The organism is Streptomyces sp. NPDC002787 (assembly GCF_053592095.1).
This window is the reverse complement of sequence record NZ_JBSFVC010000031.1, coordinates 59,104-74,213: the sequence shown is the minus strand read 5'-3', so window position 1 is coordinate 74,213 and position 15,110 is coordinate 59,104. Positions and strand designations below refer to the sequence as shown.

14 protein-coding genes are annotated in these 15,110 nt (G+C 72.7%); 10 read left to right on the top strand and 4 right to left on the bottom strand.

The window, feature by feature from the left end; genetic code table 11:
* Positions 1-80: 80 nt before the first annotated feature.
* The 7 genes from ACWD26_RS35010 (at position 81) to ACWD26_RS34980 (ending at position 6,625) form a co-directional block, all read left to right on the top strand.
* The gene (locus ACWD26_RS35010; RefSeq protein WP_451276170.1) at positions 81-1,514 is read left to right on the top strand and encodes a diaminopimelate decarboxylase; all 1,434 of its coding nucleotides are present in this window, start codon (positions 81-83) and stop codon (positions 1,512-1,514) included.
* Positions 1,515-1,894: 380 nt separating this feature from the next.
* Positions 1,895-2,293 carry a hypothetical protein gene (locus ACWD26_RS35005; RefSeq protein ID WP_009327980.1) on the top strand — a complete coding sequence of 133 codons (399 nt, stop codon included), beginning with the start codon at positions 1,895-1,897 and terminating at the stop codon, positions 2,291-2,293.
* A complete protein-coding gene (locus tag ACWD26_RS35000) occupies positions 2,290-3,210 on the top strand; it encodes a hypothetical protein (protein WP_451276167.1) in 921 nt (306 codons plus the stop codon). The genes ACWD26_RS35005 and ACWD26_RS35000 overlap by 4 nt, the downstream gene beginning before the upstream one ends.
* 37 nt (positions 3,211-3,247) lie before the next feature.
* Positions 3,248-3,877, top strand: a complete 630-nt coding sequence (locus ACWD26_RS34995; protein ID WP_451276165.1) for a roadblock/LC7 domain-containing protein — start codon at positions 3,248-3,250, stop codon at positions 3,875-3,877.
* Positions 3,878-3,893: 16 nt separating this feature from the next.
* A complete protein-coding gene (locus tag ACWD26_RS34990; RefSeq protein WP_257544620.1) occupies positions 3,894-4,268 on the top strand; it encodes a roadblock/LC7 domain-containing protein in 375 nt (124 codons plus the stop codon).
* A 104-nt stretch (positions 4,269-4,372) separates the two neighbouring features.
* Complete coding sequence (locus tag ACWD26_RS34985; protein ID WP_451276163.1) at positions 4,373-5,119, top strand: lipoprotein; 747 nt, start codon at positions 4,373-4,375, stop codon at positions 5,117-5,119.
* 144 nt (positions 5,120-5,263) lie between these two features.
* Positions 5,264-6,625 carry an APC family permease gene (locus tag ACWD26_RS34980; protein WP_451276161.1) on the top strand — a complete coding sequence of 454 codons (1,362 nt, stop codon included), beginning with the start codon at positions 5,264-5,266 and terminating at the stop codon, positions 6,623-6,625.
* 71 nt (positions 6,626-6,696) lie between these two features.
* On the opposite strand, the gene ACWD26_RS34975 is transcribed toward ACWD26_RS34980, so the two are convergent.
* From ACWD26_RS34975 to ACWD26_RS34965, 3 genes are all read right to left on the bottom strand, one after another.
* Positions 6,697-7,266, bottom strand: a complete 570-nt coding sequence (locus ACWD26_RS34975; protein WP_451276160.1) for a hypothetical protein — start codon at positions 7,264-7,266, stop codon at positions 6,697-6,699.
* A gap of 109 nt (positions 7,267-7,375) precedes the next feature.
* Positions 7,376-8,236 (bottom strand): MurR/RpiR family transcriptional regulator, encoded by an 861-nt coding sequence (locus tag ACWD26_RS34970; RefSeq protein WP_451276158.1) that lies wholly within the window; start codon positions 8,234-8,236, stop codon positions 7,376-7,378.
* Positions 8,233-9,873, bottom strand: coding sequence for an aromatic amino acid ammonia-lyase (locus ACWD26_RS34965; RefSeq protein WP_451276222.1), 1,641 nt, complete (start codon positions 9,871-9,873; stop codon positions 8,233-8,235). The genes ACWD26_RS34970 and ACWD26_RS34965 overlap by 4 nt, the downstream gene beginning before the upstream one ends.
* 148 nt (positions 9,874-10,021) lie before the next feature.
* On the opposite strand from ACWD26_RS34965, the gene ACWD26_RS34960 reads away from it, so the two are divergent.
* Positions 10,022-10,471: a hypothetical protein gene (locus ACWD26_RS34960; protein ID WP_451276156.1), complete on the top strand. Its 450-nt coding sequence runs from the start codon at positions 10,022-10,024 to the stop codon at positions 10,469-10,471.
* Between the two features lie 381 nt (positions 10,472-10,852).
* Here the strand turns inward: ACWD26_RS34960 and ACWD26_RS34955 are convergent, their stop codons facing one another.
* Positions 10,853-12,247 (bottom strand): cystathionine beta-synthase, encoded by a 1,395-nt coding sequence (locus tag ACWD26_RS34955; protein WP_451276154.1) that lies wholly within the window; start codon positions 12,245-12,247, stop codon positions 10,853-10,855.
* Between the two features lie 160 nt (positions 12,248-12,407).
* Here ACWD26_RS34955 and ACWD26_RS34950 point away from each other — a divergent pair, with 160 nt between their 5' ends.
* Positions 12,408-13,496, top strand: a complete 1,089-nt coding sequence (locus ACWD26_RS34950; protein WP_451276152.1) for an SGNH/GDSL hydrolase family protein — start codon at positions 12,408-12,410, stop codon at positions 13,494-13,496.
* A 261-nt stretch (positions 13,497-13,757) separates the two neighbouring features.
* Entirely contained in the window at positions 13,758-14,978 is a 1,221-nt protein-coding gene (locus ACWD26_RS34945; protein ID WP_451276150.1) for an acetyl-CoA C-acetyltransferase, read from the top strand.
* Positions 14,979-15,110: the final 132 nt, after the last annotated feature.

Sequence of the window (15,110 nt, the reverse complement as noted above, 5' to 3'; positions counted from 1 at the left end):
CCAGCGACGGCGCGCCGCGGGTGTTTGGCTGGACACAGTGGCCGCAAGGGTTCGGCCATCGACGGACAACGGGGGAAGAGATGGGAGACGTGACGAACGGGACTGGCGCGGAGGGGGCGGCCGGGGGCCGCGCCCACCCGCAGGACGAGGGGGACAGCGAGCGCACGCTGCGGCTGTTCGACACGGACGGCGAGCGGGCCGCCCGGCGGGACGAGGCTGTGCGGGCGGCGGTGGAGCAGGGGCTGCTCGGTCCCAGCGCCCCGGTGGTCGGGCTCCTCGACGTCACCGGGATCCGGGCCTCGGCGGGGGCGCTGCGGAGGGCGTTCGACGCGGTGACGGCGCCTGGCACGCCCGTGCTGCACGCGTTCGCGGTCAAGGCGACACCGCTCGTGCCGGTGCTGCGGCTGCTGCGCGAGGCGGGGATCGGCGCGGAGGTGGCGAGCGCCGGGGAGCTGGCCCTGGCGCGGGCGGCCGGGGTGTCGCCGAAGCGGACCGTGCTCGACTCGCCCGCCAAGACCCCGGCCGAGCTGCGCGAGGCGCTGGCGCTGGGCATCGCGGTGAACGCGGACAATCCGCAGGAGCTGGACCGTATCGACGCGCTCGTCCGGTCGGCCACCACCCGCTCGCCGATCGGTATCCGGGTGAACCCGCAGGTCGGCGGCGGTTCGATCGGCGCGCTGTCCACGGCGACGGCCACGTCGAAGTTCGGGGTGGCGCTCCGGGACGAGGGTGCGCGGGAGTGGGTCGTCCAGGCGTATCTGGACCGGCCCTGGCTGAGCCGGCTGCACGCGCACGCCGGGTCGCAGGGGCTGCCGTTGTCGCTGATGACACGGGGGATCACCGAGACGTACGAGCTGGCGGAGGAGATCAACCGGCGGATCGGGCGGCGGCAGATCGACACGATCGACATCGGCGGCGGGCTGCCGGTGAACTTCGCGTCGGAGGCGGCGACACCGACGTACGAGCAGTACGCGCGGTTGCTGGCGGAGGCGGTGCCGGGGTTGTTCGGCGGGCGGTACGGGCTGGTCACCGAGTTCGGGCGGTCGCTGCTCGCGAAGAACGGGACGATTCTCGCCCGCGTGGAGTACACCAAGCAGGCGGGCGGCCGGGCCATCGCGGTCACCCATGCCGGGGTGCAGGTGGCGACCCGGACGGTGTACGCGCCCGGGTCCTGGCCACTGCGGATCGCCGCGTACGACGCGAAGGGGCGTGTGAAGGAGGGGCCCGCGGTGGTGCAGGACGTGGCGGGGCCCGCCTGTTTCGCTGGGGACCTGCTGGCGGAGGGGCGTTCGCTGCCGTTGTTCGAGCCGGGGGATGCCGCGGCCGCGTTGGACACCGGCGCGTATTACTTCGCGCACCACTACGCGTACAACTCCCTGCCCCGGCCCGGGATCTACGGGTACGCGCCCGGGGAGAGGGGGATGCGGTTCGCGGTGGTGCGCGGGGCGCAGACCGCGGAGGAGATCGTGGCTGAGGCGGGGGGCGCCGAGAGGGCGGGGCTGCTGGGGCTGTGAGTCGCCTCGTAGCTCGGGGGGAACCGCCGTACGGCGGCCGCGGGTTGGTTGTGGCTGCTCGCGTGGTTCCCCGCGCCCCCGGAAGAGCTGGGGCGCCCGGTGGCGGCATGTGCCCCCATCCACACGCCCCTCAAGCCCCCCGGAAGGATCGCCGCCCGGCGCTTCGTCCGTGCCCGGGCATGCGGGGTGCCCGCATATGCCCACCTCAGCGTGCCCTTGTGTCTTCCGGGGCCCAACAGCGGTGAAAAGCAGGCAATTCGACCCACCTTAGTCACCTGTCCGCATGTTCCGCTGGAAAATGCCAGATCCCTCACCCCTCGCGCACACGTTGCGTAGCGTCTGCGTCACTCAGCCGAACCGCAGGCAGGAGGGGAGCCACGGTGCCCGGAATCGACGAGTGTCTGGTGGAGGCCATGAGGCTGCCCGGTGCGCTGGGCGCCGCGGTGGTCGACTGGACCAGCGGGCTGGCGCTGGGCACGGTCGGGGAGGCCCCCGGCGGTGACCACGAGACGACCGCGGCGGAGGCGGCGGAACTGGCACGGCTCGCGGCGGAACACCGGGCGTTCGCACCGGAGGAGGGGTCGGACTGGTCCGGGGCGGATCTGCCGGTCGAGGACCTGATCGTCAGCAACCGGGACACGTACCACGTGCTGCGGTTCGTGCGGACGACGTTCGACAGCAGTGTGTTCCTGCATCTGTGGCTGGCCCGTACGGACGGCAATCTGGCGCTGGCCCGGATCCGGCTCGGCGAGATGGCGGGACGGCTGGTGCTGGCATGAGTGTGATCACCACACCGGCGCCCTCGCTGCCCGTGCGTGACGAGCAGGCGCGGCACGCCGTCCTCCCGCTGCTGAGCCGGCTCGCCGCCGAGCGGGCCACCGGGGTGCTGCTGCGCGAGAGCGGTTCGCTGTATCTGTCCGAGGGTGCGGTCGTGCACGCCGAGAGCCCCCGGTCCCCGGGCCTCGACGTGCTGCTCACCACCGGCGGCATCCTGGACACCGACGGCTGGCGGGAGGCGGTCGACACGGCCGGGGCCGGGCTGCGGGTCGGGCGGTTCCTCGTGGACAGCGGCCGGGTCGCGCGGGGCGCGCTGGAGCTGTGTCACGCGGGGGCGCTCTTCGACGCGGCGTACTTCGTGCTCGGTCCGAGCAGCGCGCCGGCCAGTTTCCGTCCCGGGGCCGCGCACTGGCTCGGGACGATCCGCCCGGTGCCGGTGGCCACCGTGGAGCGCGAGGCGCTGCGCCGCCGGGCCCTCCTGCACCGCATCTGGCCCGACCCGGCCATGGACGACGCCCCGCTGATCAGGGCGGCCAGCCTCGACGTACCACCGGTCCCGGCCCGCCAGGGAGCCGTGCTCGGCCAGGTCAACGGTTTTCGCACGGCCGCCGAGATCTCCCTGGCCCTGGGACGCCCCGCCTTCCACACCCTGGTCGACGTACGCCGCCTGGCGGCAGCGGGCCTCATATCGACAGCGCGGCCCGGCCCGGCCGGAGGACCACCGACGCCGACCGGCCCGGCCCTCGCCCCGGCCGCCCACCCGGGGCACGCCCCACCGGACGACCCGGGCAGTGCCACGCCGGCCGCACCCGCGGCCGACGGCGAGGCGCCGTCCCCCACCCCGCCCTGGCCGCTCACCACCACAGACCCCGACGTGACCCTACTGCAAAGGCTCAGGGATGCGCTGGAGGCCCTTTGAGCGGCAGCGGGAGCGTCCCGCAGAGAGGAGACCGCCCATGGCCGCGGAGGCCGAAGTCCTCGACGAACTGCACCGGTTGAGGGCCCGTGTACCCCAGCTGACCGGCGCGCTCGCGGCCAGTGTGGACGGGCTGGTCCTCGCCCACGACACCCCCGGCGTCGAACCGGAGGGCCTGGCGGCGCTCACCGCCGCCGCGCTCGGCGTCGCCGTACGGATGACGGACGCCGCCGGCCGGGGCGAGCTTCGCGAACTGCTGCTGCGCGGTGACCACGGCTATGTGGCCACGTACGCGGCGGGCTCCTCGGCCGTGCTCACGTTGCTGGCCCAGGACCGGGTCAACGTGGGTCGACTGCACTTGGAGGGGCGCCGGGCCGGCGGCCGGATCGGCGAACTGATGGACGCCCTGCCCCGGCCGGACGACGCGGCCACGGTCAAGGCGGCCACCAGGAACCCTGCCCGGTCGGTGGCGAAGACCGCGAGCGCGGCCACGACCGCCGCCACCACCGCGCCCCCGCCCCAGACATCGGCCCAGACACCGCCTCAGACACCGGCCAAGGCCACGGTCAGGTCGACCATGCCCCGCCGGACCCCCCGCGCCGTCCCCACGCCCGCCCCACGCACCACCCCCCGAACCGCTCCCCACACACCTACCACCACTGAGAGTTGAAAGGACACCACCCACCATGGCCAACACCGAGACCGCGTTGAAAGAGGCCCTCGCGTCCATCGAGGGCGCGACCGGCGCCGCCCTGGTCGACTACACCAGCGGCATGGCACTGGGCACGATCGGCGGCAGCAAGGGGTTCGACCTCACCGTCGCGGCCGCCGGCAACACCGATGTCGTCCGCGCCAAGCTGCGCACCATGGAACACCTCGGCCTCAAGGGCGAGATCGAGGACATCCTGATCACCCTCTCCGACGCGTACCACCTGATCCGCCTGCTCACCGGGCGCGGCGGCAACGGCCTCTTCCTCTACCTGGTCCTCGACTCCAAGCGGGCCAACCTGGCGATGGCCAGGCACCAGTTGAAGAGGATCGAGGCGGAGTTGGAGGTCTGACGACCCTGGCACCTCGCTCCGGCGGCGCACCCCACACCCGGGGAGCGCCGCCCGGCGCATCCCTCGGAGAGGCCCCTCGGTTACCGTGTCCGCCCTGGACCGAGATGGGGAGGGCGACCGTGCGAAGAGCGGTACGGGGGACGGTGCTGGCGCAGCTGGCGTTGGTGGCCGGGGTGCTGACGGGGTGCTCGGAGCCGGCGGGGGACGGTGAGGCGAAGGCCTCGGCGAGCGCCACCGAGACGGCCACCGGGTCGGACACGGATTCGGACACGGATTCGGACGCGGAGGGGCAGGCCACGGACACCGCCAAGAGCGGTGGCAGCGTCGGCGCGGCCGGTTCCGCCTGCGAACTGCCGGTCACCTTCGACACGGCCGAGAAGTGGCGGCCGGAGGCCGTCGAGACCGGGGCGCCCGGCGGTGGGAGCGGTTCCGAGGAGGACGAGCTCGCGGCGGAGCTGGCCGAGGGGCTGCTCCACCAGGGCCCGTTCACCGCCGCGTGCGAGATCGACGCCAAGCCCGCCGGGAACATCGGCTTCCTCCGTGTCTGGACCGGTGAGGCGGGCGCGAAGGAGGGCGACGCGGAGGCGCTGCTCAAGGAGTTCGTGGCGGCCGAGGGCGGCACCAGCAAGGCCGAGTACAGCGAGTTCTCCTCGGACTCCGACGTGTCCGGCACCGAGGTCGAGTACCTCTACACCAGCGAGGCCCTGGACGAGACCAAGAAGGAGCGGGCCTTCGTCGCGGTCACCCCGGACGGGCCCGTCGTCGTCCACCTCGGCGGCCTCGACACCCAGGAGCACGAGCAGATGCTCCCGGCGTACGAGCTCGCCAAGCGGACCCTGCGCACCACCTGAGCCTCGAGCGCCCCAGGCGCACCCCGCGAGCCGGCCCGTGCCCGCGAACCTCTGGTGAAGCTCTGAGAATCGGTTGCGAACGCATCCATGGGCCGTGAAAGGGCAGGACTCCCCCGGACGGATCACCGATCGGGGGAGGTTCTCATGTCCACCACGGAAAGCACCGCCGCAGGGCCCGCGCCCGCCGAGGAGAGCGGCCTCAAGCGGGTCCTCGGCCCCAAGCTGCTGATCCTCTTCGTGATCGGCGACATCCTCGGCACCGGCATCTACGCGACCACGGGCAAGGTCGCCGGGAAGGTCGGCGGAGCGCTCTGGCTGCCCTTCGTCATCGGCTTCGTGGTGGCGATCCTGACGGCGGCGTCGTACGTCGAACTGGTCGGCAAGTACCCGAAGGCGGCCGGGGCGGCGCTCTACACGCAGAGGGCGTTCAAGCTGCCCTTCCTCACGTTCATCGTCGCCTTCATGGTGATGTGCTCGGGCCTGTCGTCCGCGAGCGCCGCCGCGCGTGCCTTCAGCGGTGACTACCTGGACGAGCTGACGAACGGCGCCCTGCCGCCGACCCTCGTCGCCATCACCTTCATCGTCCTGCTGGCCGCCCTGAACCTGCGGGGCGTCTCCGAGTCGGTGAAGACGAACGTGGTGCTGACCCTGGTCGAACTGACCGGCCTGCTGATCATCCTCACGATCGGTGCCTGGGCGGTCCTGTCGGGCGACGGCGAACCGTCCCGCCTCACCGAGTTCGAGGCGAGCGGCACGGGATACGCCCTGCTCACCAGCGTCCTCGGCGCCACCGCCCTCGGCTTCTTCGCCTTCGTGGGCTTCGAGGACTCGGTGAACATGGCGGAGGAGACGAAGGACCCGACCAGGACCTTCCCCCGGGCGATCTTCATCGGGGTGGCGGTCACGGGCACGATCTACGTTCTGGTCGCCCTGGTCTCGTCGCTCCTGGTCGACGCCAAGACCCTGGAGGGTTCCAGCGGTCCGCTCCTCGAAGTGGTGAAGGCCGGCGGGGTCGACTTCCCGCACAAGCTCTTCGCCCTGATCGCCCTCTTCGCGGTCACCAACTCCGCCCTGATCAACATCATGATGGCCTCCCGCCTCTGCTACGGCATGGCCAACGAACGCATCCTCCCGCGCGGCATGGCCCGCGTCCTGCCCCGCCGCCGCACACCCGTCGTCGGCATCGTCTTCGTCACCCTCCTCGCCATCGGCCTGGTCTCCACCGGCGAGATCGAGGGCCTCGGCGACACCACCGCCTTCCTCCTCCTGTGCGTCTTCGCCGTCGTCAACATCGCGGTCCTCGTCCTGCGCCGCGACCGCGTCGACCACGCCCACTTCCGCACCCCGACGGTCCTGCCGGTCCTCGGCGCCCTCACCGCGCTCATCCTCGCCAGCCCCCTGGCCGACCGCCCCGCCGACGTCTACATCCGCGCCGGCGTCCTCCTGGCCATCGGCATCGCCCTGTGGGCGGTGAACAAGCTGGTCCTCCGGGCCCGGGGCGAGTAGCGCCCACGCCGACCCCGTGGAGGGGCAGCCTCAGGTCGGGGGCCGTCGAACAGCACTACCGTCGAGCGGCCCTACTTCCGCCGCCCTCCCCCGGGCCCCGCGTCCCCCGCGTCGATGCCGGTGACCCGGTACCCGGCGACCCGCTTGCCGGTCGGGCGGCCGCCACGGGCGGAGAGCCAGTCGACGCGGACCCAGAGCAGCCGGCCGGTGGAGAGTTCGCGGCGGCCGAGCCAGGCCGCCCTGAGCCGGAGGCCGGTGCCGAGCCCGGCGAGGAGGAGGCCGCCCGCAGCGGGGACGGCGAAGGAGGAGCCGAGGGCGGCGAGGAAGCCGAGGAGCAGCCACCAGCGGTGTCCGCGGCGCCAGGTGCGGAGGGTGACGGCGCGGTCCTGGAGGATGTCGTGCTTGGCGGCGCGGGTGGCGCCGCGCGCGAGTTCCGCGTGGCGCCCGCGCCGCACGCCCGCCACCACCACCGCCGCGACGATGAACAGCGCCGCCCCGGCCAGCACTCCGATCCGCCGCCCGGTCAGCCCCGACGGCAGCACGCCGACCCCCGCCGCGACCACTCCGAGCCACCACAGCGGCGCCGCCCCGGCCCGCACCACCACGGCCACCCGAGCCAGCCCCTGCCCTCCGCGCGCCATGCTCCCCGCCTCCCGCTGTCCCCAGGTCGTACGACAGTCGCCGGGCACGGTAACCAGCGAACGTGAAACGCGCCTGAGAATCGCGAAACTTCGCGGCCGAACGGACGGGCTACTCCACGAACAGGCCCCGCTGCGCGGCCTTCGCGTCGAACTCCTCCAGGCGGGCCTGGGCCTCCGGCAGGTCGTCGCACATGGCCTCCAGGAGCACCCGGCCCAGCAGCATCGGGGCGCAGGCGGTGTCGAAGGCGAGCCCGGTGCCGACGGCGGCGGGCAGGAGCAGGTCGGAGACCTTGGCGACGGGCGCGAAGGCGGAATCGGCGACCGTGACGACGAAGAGCCCGGCCTCCTTGGCGTACGCCAGGGTCTCGACGACTTCGCGGGGATGCCGGGGCAGCGCGAAGCAGAGCAGGGCGGTCGCACCGGCCCGTACGGCCGCGTCGACGCGGTCGTGGAGCATGCTGCCGCCCTCGTGCAGCAGCCGTACGTCGGGGTGGACCTTGGCGGCGAAGTACGCGAAGCCGTACGCCTGGGAGGCGGCCGCCCGCAGCCCGAGGACCGGCAGTGGCCGGGACCCGGCCAGCAGCCGCCCGGCCCGCGTCACCGGGGCGGGGTCGGCGAGCACGTCCGCCAGATGCCGCAGGTTCTCGATCTCGGCCTCGACGGCCTGCTGGTACTCGTTGTACGCGAGGGTGTCCGCGACCGGCTCGGCGGGCGCGACGTCCCGCAGATGCCTGCGCAGCGCCGGGTAGCCGTCGAAGCCGAGCGCCACCGCGAAGCGCGTCACGGACGGCTGGCTGACGCCGGCCAGCTCCGCCAGCTCCACGCTCGACAGGAACGGCACGTCCGCCGCCCGCCGCACCATGCTGTGCGCGATGCGCCGCTGGGTGGGCGTCAGCCGGTGCCCCTCGAAGAGCGCCTGCAGCCGGGCGCCGGGAGTGTCCGTCACGCCCGTGCCCTTGTTCGCGCTCATGACGCGCTCCCCCTCACTGGGTCCGCCTGGACGTCCGTCCAGATCTCGGTGAACCGATCGAGCAGTACGGCCGCCGCGCTCACGTCCGCCGTGAGCGGCCGGTCGGCCGGGTCGGCGTCGAGGACGGCCTCCGCCAGTTCCAGGGCCCGCCCGACGGGCAGCCGCGGATCCGGCCGCAGGTCCCGCTGGCGCAGCGCCCGCACGGCCGCGACGAGTTCGCAGCCGACGACCAGCCGGTACGCGCCGCACGCCCGCAGGGTCTGACGTGCGGCGAGCGAGGCGAAGCTGGCCTGTTCCTCGACGCCCCGGGAGAGTACAGCGTGGCCGAGCGACGCGGGCGCGGAGAAGGCCCGCAGGTCACCGAGGGCGGCCCCGGCGGCGTACTCCAGGATCATCACGCCCGACGAGGCGGGCTCGTGGTCGGCGAGGAAGGGCCGCAGCCGGGTGTACGCGGGCTCGTTGAGCGAGGAGAGCCGGGACGTCGACAGCCGGGCCACCTGGGTCACGGCCAGTCGGAAGTGGTCCAGGGCGAGGGCGAGTTGGGCCTGGTAGAAGCCGCCGTGGTGGTAGGCCGCCATGTCCTCGGGGCAGATCAGCGGGTTCTCCGCGGCCGCGTTGATCTCCACCTCCAGCACGCCCCCCAGCGCGTCCGCCGCGTCCAGCGCGGGCCCGTGGATCTGCGGCACGCACCGGAAGCCGTACGGGTCCTGGATCCGCCCCAGCGGCGGAGTGGGCCGGTCGGCAGCGCCGATCAACTCCCGCATGCGCCGCGCCACTTCGCGCGACCCCTGGTGGGCGCGCGCGAGGTGCACGGGCGCCGCGTACGCCTCGTGCGAGCCGTCCACCGCGAGCAGCGACAGCGCGGCGACGACCTGCGTGGCGGCGATCAGCCCCCGCAACTCGTGCAGCGCCAGCGCGGCCTGGCCGAGCGTGAGCGCGTTGCTGCTGATCAGGGCGAGGGCGTCGTTGTTGTCGAGCGGCTGCGCATCGGGAACACCGCCGCCCCCGGCCCCCGCCTCCGTCCCCGCCCCCGCTCCGGGAGTCGGTCCCGGAGTCGCCCGCCACGGATGCTCCCCCGCCAGCGCCAGCCCCACCTGGGCCAGGGCCGCGATGTCTCCGGTCCCGACCGAGCCGAACTCGTTCACGACGGGGTGCGCGCCGCTATCCAGCGCGTCGCAGAGCGCGGTGACCACGGTCGGCCGGAGCCCGGCGCCGCCCGCGAGCAGTTGGTTGGCGCGTACGGCGAGCATGGCCCGTACCTGCCGGGCGGGCAGTTCCTCCCCGATGGCCCCGGCGTGGCTGCGCAGCAGCCGGAGACCGTGTTCGGCGGCGGCTTCGGTGGGCACGTCCTCGGAGCGGTTGGCGCCGACGCCCGTGGAGCGGCCGTACACACGCCCGGCGGCCGCGATCAGCCGCGCGGCCTCCCAGGCCTCCTCGACCCGCCGCATCGCCGCGCCGTCGGGCACGGGCCGCGCGAGCCCGTCGGCGAGCCGTACGACATCGGCGACCCCGAGCCCGTCCCCGTCGAGGACGACGGGACCGGCCGGCAGAGCCGCACCAGCCGGAACCGCCGGAGCGACCGGAACCGCCGCGGCGGTGACGGCGGGGGCCTTGGCCGCACCCATCCGAGACGCCATCATCCGCAGCCTCCTCAACCTCAGACAGACGCCATATATTCAGACACCGAGAACTCTGCATGAGGTTATACAGACCAGGCAAGGGAGCGAGGGAACAGGGGGGCTATCCCCAGTGCCAGGCGCCCCCCGGCTCCCTACCGTGAACGGCATGACCGGTATGGATGCCCGTGACGCACAGCTCGGGGACACCGAGCTGAAGAAGGAACTCGCCGCCACCCTGCACGCCCGCAGGGAGCTGGGGGAGGACTACGAGTCCGCGCTCGTGGAGTCGTTCCTGGAGAAGGTCGACCAGCGCATCGACGGCGCGGTCGACCGCCGGGTCCGGCGTCAGGTCGCCGAGCAGCAGATGGTGGTGGCCCGGGGCAGCCGCTCCCCCAAGTCGACCGACACCTGGGGCGAACGCTACGGCTTCGGCGTCGTCTCCCTCGTCGTCGCCATCCCCCTCTCCGGCATCGGCGGCGCCGTCGCCGAACTCCCGGGCCTCTTCGTCACCTGGGCGGGGATCGTGGGCGTCAACCTGGCGTGGGCCCTGCGCGGTACCTCGGCCCTGCGCGGGCGCGGGGAGGCCAGGAGCGGGGACCGGGACTGGCAGGAGTGACCCCGGGGAGATCCCGGAGGGGACCGCGAGAGATATGCGCGGGGACCGCCGCACCCCCGTGTGACGGGGGGCGGGACGACGGCGGTCCCCGCGAGGGACGCGGGCCGGGTCAGGACCGGGCTTACGCGTCCGTGGCGTCCATGGAGGTCCGGGAGCCGCTCCGGAGGTCCTTGGCGCCGTTTCGGTGCCGGCCCGGGCGGGGAGCCGCTCCCGCCCTGCCGACATCCACCAATGTGCCGGACCCGTGTTAAGCGGGTGCTGCGCGGACGTGACGCGCTCGTACCACTTCTGCGAAGTTCAAACCCCCGACCGGGCAGATCTCCGGGCAGATCTGCGACACGGAGGACTTTTACGGGTGTTCCGTCCCGCGATCGGGCACGTCTACTGCTTCACCCCGCCCTTGGCGAGGAACGCGAGCAGGTCCTGCCGGCTGACCACACCCGTCGGCTTGCCCTCGACGAGCACGATCGCCGCGTCCGCCGAACCGAGCACGGACATCAGGTCGCCGACCGGCTCACCGGAACCGACCTGCGGCAGCGGCGCCGACATGTGCTTCTCCAGCGGGTCGTCGAGCGAGGCACGCTGGGTGAACAGGGCGTCGAGCAGCTCCCGTTCGACGACGGACCCGACCACCTCGGCCGCCATGACGTCCGGGTGACCGGCGCCCGGCTTCACGATCGGCATCTGCGAGACGCCGTACTCCCGCAGCACCTCGATCGCCTGACCGACCGTCTCGTCCGGGTGCATGTGGACGAGGGAGGGGATGGCGCCGTGCTCCTTGTGACTGAGGACGTCACCGACGCGCGCGCTCGGGCCCTCGTCCTCCAGGAAGCCGTAGTCGGCCATCCACTCGTCGTTGAAGATCTTGCTGAGGTATCCGCGTCCACTGTCGGGCAGCAGCACGACCACGACGTCGTCAGGACCGAGCCGCTCGGCGACCTTCAGCGCGGCGACGACGGCCATGCCGCACGAGCCGCCCACGAGCAGGCCCTCCTCCTTGGCCAGCCGGCGGGTCATCTGGAAGGAGTCCTTGTCGGACACGGCGACGATCTCGTCGGCGACGGTCCGGTCGTACGCGGTCGGCCAGAAGTCCTCGCCGACGCCCTCGACGAGGTACGGCCGCCCGGACCCGCCCGAGTACACGGACCCCTCGGGGTCGGCGCCGATGACCTGGACGCGGCCGTCACTGGCGTCCTTCAGGTACCGGCCGGTGCCGGAGATGGTGCCGCCGGTCCCCACGCCCGCCACGAAGTGGGTGATCCGCCCCTCCGTCTGCTCCCACAGTTCAGGGCCGGTCGAGTGGTAGTGGGAAAGTGGGTTGTTGGGGTTGGAGTACTGGTCCGGCTTCCAGGCACCGGGCGTCTCACGGACCAGCCGGTCGGACACGTTGTAGTACGAGTCGGGGTGCTCGGGGGCGACGGCGGTGGGGCAGACGACGACCTCGGCGCCGTACGCCCTGAGTACGTTGATCTTGTCGGTGCTCACCTTGTCGGGGCACACGAAGATGCACTTGTACCCCTTCTGCTGGGCGACGATGGCGAGCCCCACGCCGGTGTTTCCGCTGGTGGGCTCGACGATCGTGCCGCCGGGCCTCAGCTCCCCGCTCTGCTCCGCCGCCTCGATCATGCGCAGGGCGATGCGGTCCTTCACGGAACCGCCGGGATTGAAGTACTCGACCTTGGCCAGGACGGTCGCCTGGATGCCCTCGGTCACGCTGTTGAGCCTCAGCAGCGGGGTGTTGCCGACGAGGCTGATCATCGAGTCGTGGAATTGCACCGTTGTCTCCGGAGCTGCAAAAAGGGGATGGCCGTGATGTTCCGCCAGCCTAAGCCCCGGCCTCACTCTTCTTCTCCCTGTTCACCTCCCGTCGGGATTGGCCGAGGGCCGGTACGGGGCAATGAGTGGTTGTACGGGTACGAGGAGGTGGCGGCGACGCATGACGAGCATGTCCAGAGCAAGGGTGGCCCGCCGCATCGCGGCGGGCGCGGCGTACGGCGGTGGCGGCATCGGGCTGCTCGGTGCGGCGGCCGTGGGTGTGCTGCTGGCCGAGGTGCGGATGGCCAAGCGCATCGTGGGCAACGGGCACAGCCCGCACCCGCCGAGCGCGGAGGGCGTGTACGGCCACACGCACGGCAGCCGGTACGGCCGCGCGTACGGCTACGGCTCCTACGGGAGTTCGTACGACGCCCCTGACGATCCGCTCCGCCTCGTCATGCTCGGCGACTCCACGGCCGCCGGCCAGGGTGTCCACCGGTCCCGGCAGACCCCGGGCGCCCTCATCGCCTCGGGGCTCGCGGCGGTGGCCGAGCGCCCGGTGCTGCTGCGGAACGTCGCGCTGCCGGGCGCCCAGTCGGACGACCTGGACCGGCAGGTGGCACTGGTCCTGGAGGACCCGGCCCAGGTGCCCGACGTCTGCGTCATCATGATCGGCGCGAACGACGTGACCCACCGGATGCCCCCGACCCGCTCGGTCCGCCATCTGTCGGCGGCGGTACGGCGGCTGCGCACGGCCGGCGCGGAGGTGGTGGTCGGCACCTGTCCCGACCTCGGCACGATCGAGCCCGTGCAGCAGCCGCTGCGCTGGCTCGCCCGCCGGGCCTCACGGCAGCTGGCCGCCGCGCAGACGATCGGCACGGTCGAGCAGGGGGGCCGCACGGTGTCGCTGGGCGACCTTCTCGGCCCCGAGTTCGAACAGAACCCGCGTGAGCTGTTCGGACCCGACAACTACCACCCCTCCGCGGAGGGGTACGCGACGGCGGCGATGGCCGTCCTGCCGACGGTCTGCGCGGCGCTGGGGCTGTGGCCGGCCGAGGAGGAGCGGCCGGACGTCAGCCGCCGCGAGGGCTTCCTGCCGGTGGCCCGCGCCGCCGCCGAGGCGGCGTCGGAAGCCGGCACCGAGGTGACGGCCGCGATGCCCACGGGGCCGCGCGGGCCCTGGGCCCTGCTGAAGCGGCGGCGTCGGCGGAGGGTGCCGGAGGCGGACCCCGCGCCCAACGCTGCCGCCGAGGCGCAGCCGGGCGCCTAGTAGCTCGGGGGTGCGTGTTCGTTGGCGGGTGCGGGTGCGTGGGGGCTGGTCGCGCAGTTCCCCGCGCCCCTTAAAAGCATGGGTGGCGCCCGGGGTTTTCAGGGGCGCGGGGAAGCCCCCCAGCCCCCTAGGCGCCGCAAAAAAAGCAAGCGCTTAGAAAAGTGCGGTCGGAGTCACACCCTGATGCCCGTGACCCGGACCATACGTACGGGTAACTTCCCCCACAGCCCAGCTTTCCTTACGCATGCCAATGGAGCCGTGATGCCCGAAGCCGTGATCGTCTCAGCCGCCCGCTCCCCCATCGGCCGCGCTTTCAAGGGCTCGCTGAAGGACCTGCGCCCCGACGACCTGACCGCCACGATCGTCGAGGCCGCCCTCGCCAAGGTCCCGGAGCTGGACCCGAAGGACATCGACGACCTGATGCTCGGCTGCGGCCTTCCCGGCGGCGAGGCGGGCCACAACCTGGGCCGGATCGTCGCCGTACAGCTGGGCATGGACCACCTTCCGGGCTGCACGATCACCCGTTACTGCTCCTCCTCGCTCCAGACCTCCCGCATGGCCCTGCACGCCATCAAGGCCGGCGAGGGCGACGTCTTCATCTCGGCCGGTGTCGAGACCGTGTCCCGCAGCGTCAAGGGCACCAGCGACGGCCTGCCCGACACGCACAACCCGCTCTTCGCCGAGGCGGAGGCCCGTACGGAGGCCGTCTCCAAGTCGGTCGGCGCCTCCTGGCACGACCCGCGCGAGGACGGCCTGCTCCCCGACCCGTACATCGCGATGGGTCAGACCGCCGAGAACCTGGCCCGCCAGTGGGGCGTCACCCGCCAGGACATGGACGAGTTCGGTGTCCGCTCGCAGAACCTCGCCGAGGAAGCCATCAAGAAGGGCTTCTGGGAGCGCGAGATCACCCCCGTGACGCTGCCGGACGGCACGGTCGTCAGCAAGGACGACGGTCCGCGCGCGGGCGTCACCCTGGAGGCCGTGCAGGGCCTGAAGCCGGTCTTCCGCGAGGACGGCCTGGTCACCGCCGGCAACTGCTGCCCCCTGAATGACGGCGCCGCCGCCCTCGTGATCATGTCCGACACCAAGGCACGCGAGCTCGGCCTCACGCCCCTCGCCCGGATCGTCTCGACCGGCGTCTCCGGCCTCTCCCCCGAGATCATGGGCTACGGCCCGGTGGAGGCGTCGAAGCAGGCCCTGTCCCGCGCGGGCCTCACCGTCGACGACATCGACCTGTTCGAGATCAACGAGGCCTTCGCCGCCCAGGTGATCCCCTCCTACCGCGACCTGAACATCCCGCTGGACAAGCTGAACGTGAACGGCGGCGCCATCGCCGTCGGCCACCCCTTCGGCATGACCGGCGCCCGCATCACCGCCACGCTGATCAACTCCCTCCAGTTCCACGACAAGCAGTTCGGTCTGGAGACGATGTGCGTCGGCGGCGGCCAGGGCATGGCGATGGTCGTCGAGCGCCTCAGCTGACCGACCGCGCCCGCGTGACCCCGTGACCGTACGGATGCGCACCGTGATGCTGTGGCCCGGAGTCCCTGTTCCTGCGGGACTCCGGGCCGTTTTGTGATCCAATCTCCCCCAGGATGTGACCTATCTCCCGCC

Excerpts from the sequence above, each read along its gene's own strand:
- ACWD26_RS35000 (WP_451276167.1), top strand. The coding sequence starts at position 2,290 with ATGAGTGTGATCACCACACCGGCGCCCTCGCTGCCCGTGCGTGACGAG.
- ACWD26_RS34995 (WP_451276165.1), top strand. The coding sequence starts at position 3,248 with ATGGCCGCGGAGGCCGAAGTCCTCGACGAACTGCACCGGTTGAGGGCC.
- ACWD26_RS34990 (WP_257544620.1), top strand. The coding sequence starts at position 3,894 with ATGGCCAACACCGAGACCGCGTTGAAAGAGGCCCTCGCGTCCATCGAG.
- ACWD26_RS34970 (WP_451276158.1), bottom strand. The coding sequence starts at position 8,236 with ATGAGCGCGAACAAGGGCACGGGCGTGACGGACACTCCCGGCGCCCGG.
- ACWD26_RS34950 (WP_451276152.1), top strand. The coding sequence starts at position 12,408 with ATGACGAGCATGTCCAGAGCAAGGGTGGCCCGCCGCATCGCGGCGGGC.
- ACWD26_RS34975 (WP_451276160.1), bottom strand. The coding sequence starts at position 7,266 with ATGGCGCGCGGAGGGCAGGGGCTGGCTCGGGTGGCCGTGGTGGTGCGG.
- ACWD26_RS34985 (WP_451276163.1), top strand. The coding sequence starts at position 4,373 with ATGGGGAGGGCGACCGTGCGAAGAGCGGTACGGGGGACGGTGCTGGCG.
- ACWD26_RS34980 (WP_451276161.1), top strand. The coding sequence starts at position 5,264 with ATGTCCACCACGGAAAGCACCGCCGCAGGGCCCGCGCCCGCCGAGGAG.
- ACWD26_RS34965 (WP_451276222.1), bottom strand. The coding sequence starts at position 9,873 with ATGGCGTCTCGGATGGGTGCGGCCAAGGCCCCCGCCGTCACCGCCGCG.
- ACWD26_RS35010 (WP_451276170.1), top strand. The coding sequence starts at position 81 with ATGGGAGACGTGACGAACGGGACTGGCGCGGAGGGGGCGGCCGGGGGC.
- ACWD26_RS34945 (WP_451276150.1), top strand. The coding sequence starts at position 13,758 with ATGCCCGAAGCCGTGATCGTCTCAGCCGCCCGCTCCCCCATCGGCCGC.
- ACWD26_RS34960 (WP_451276156.1), top strand. The coding sequence starts at position 10,022 with ATGACCGGTATGGATGCCCGTGACGCACAGCTCGGGGACACCGAGCTG.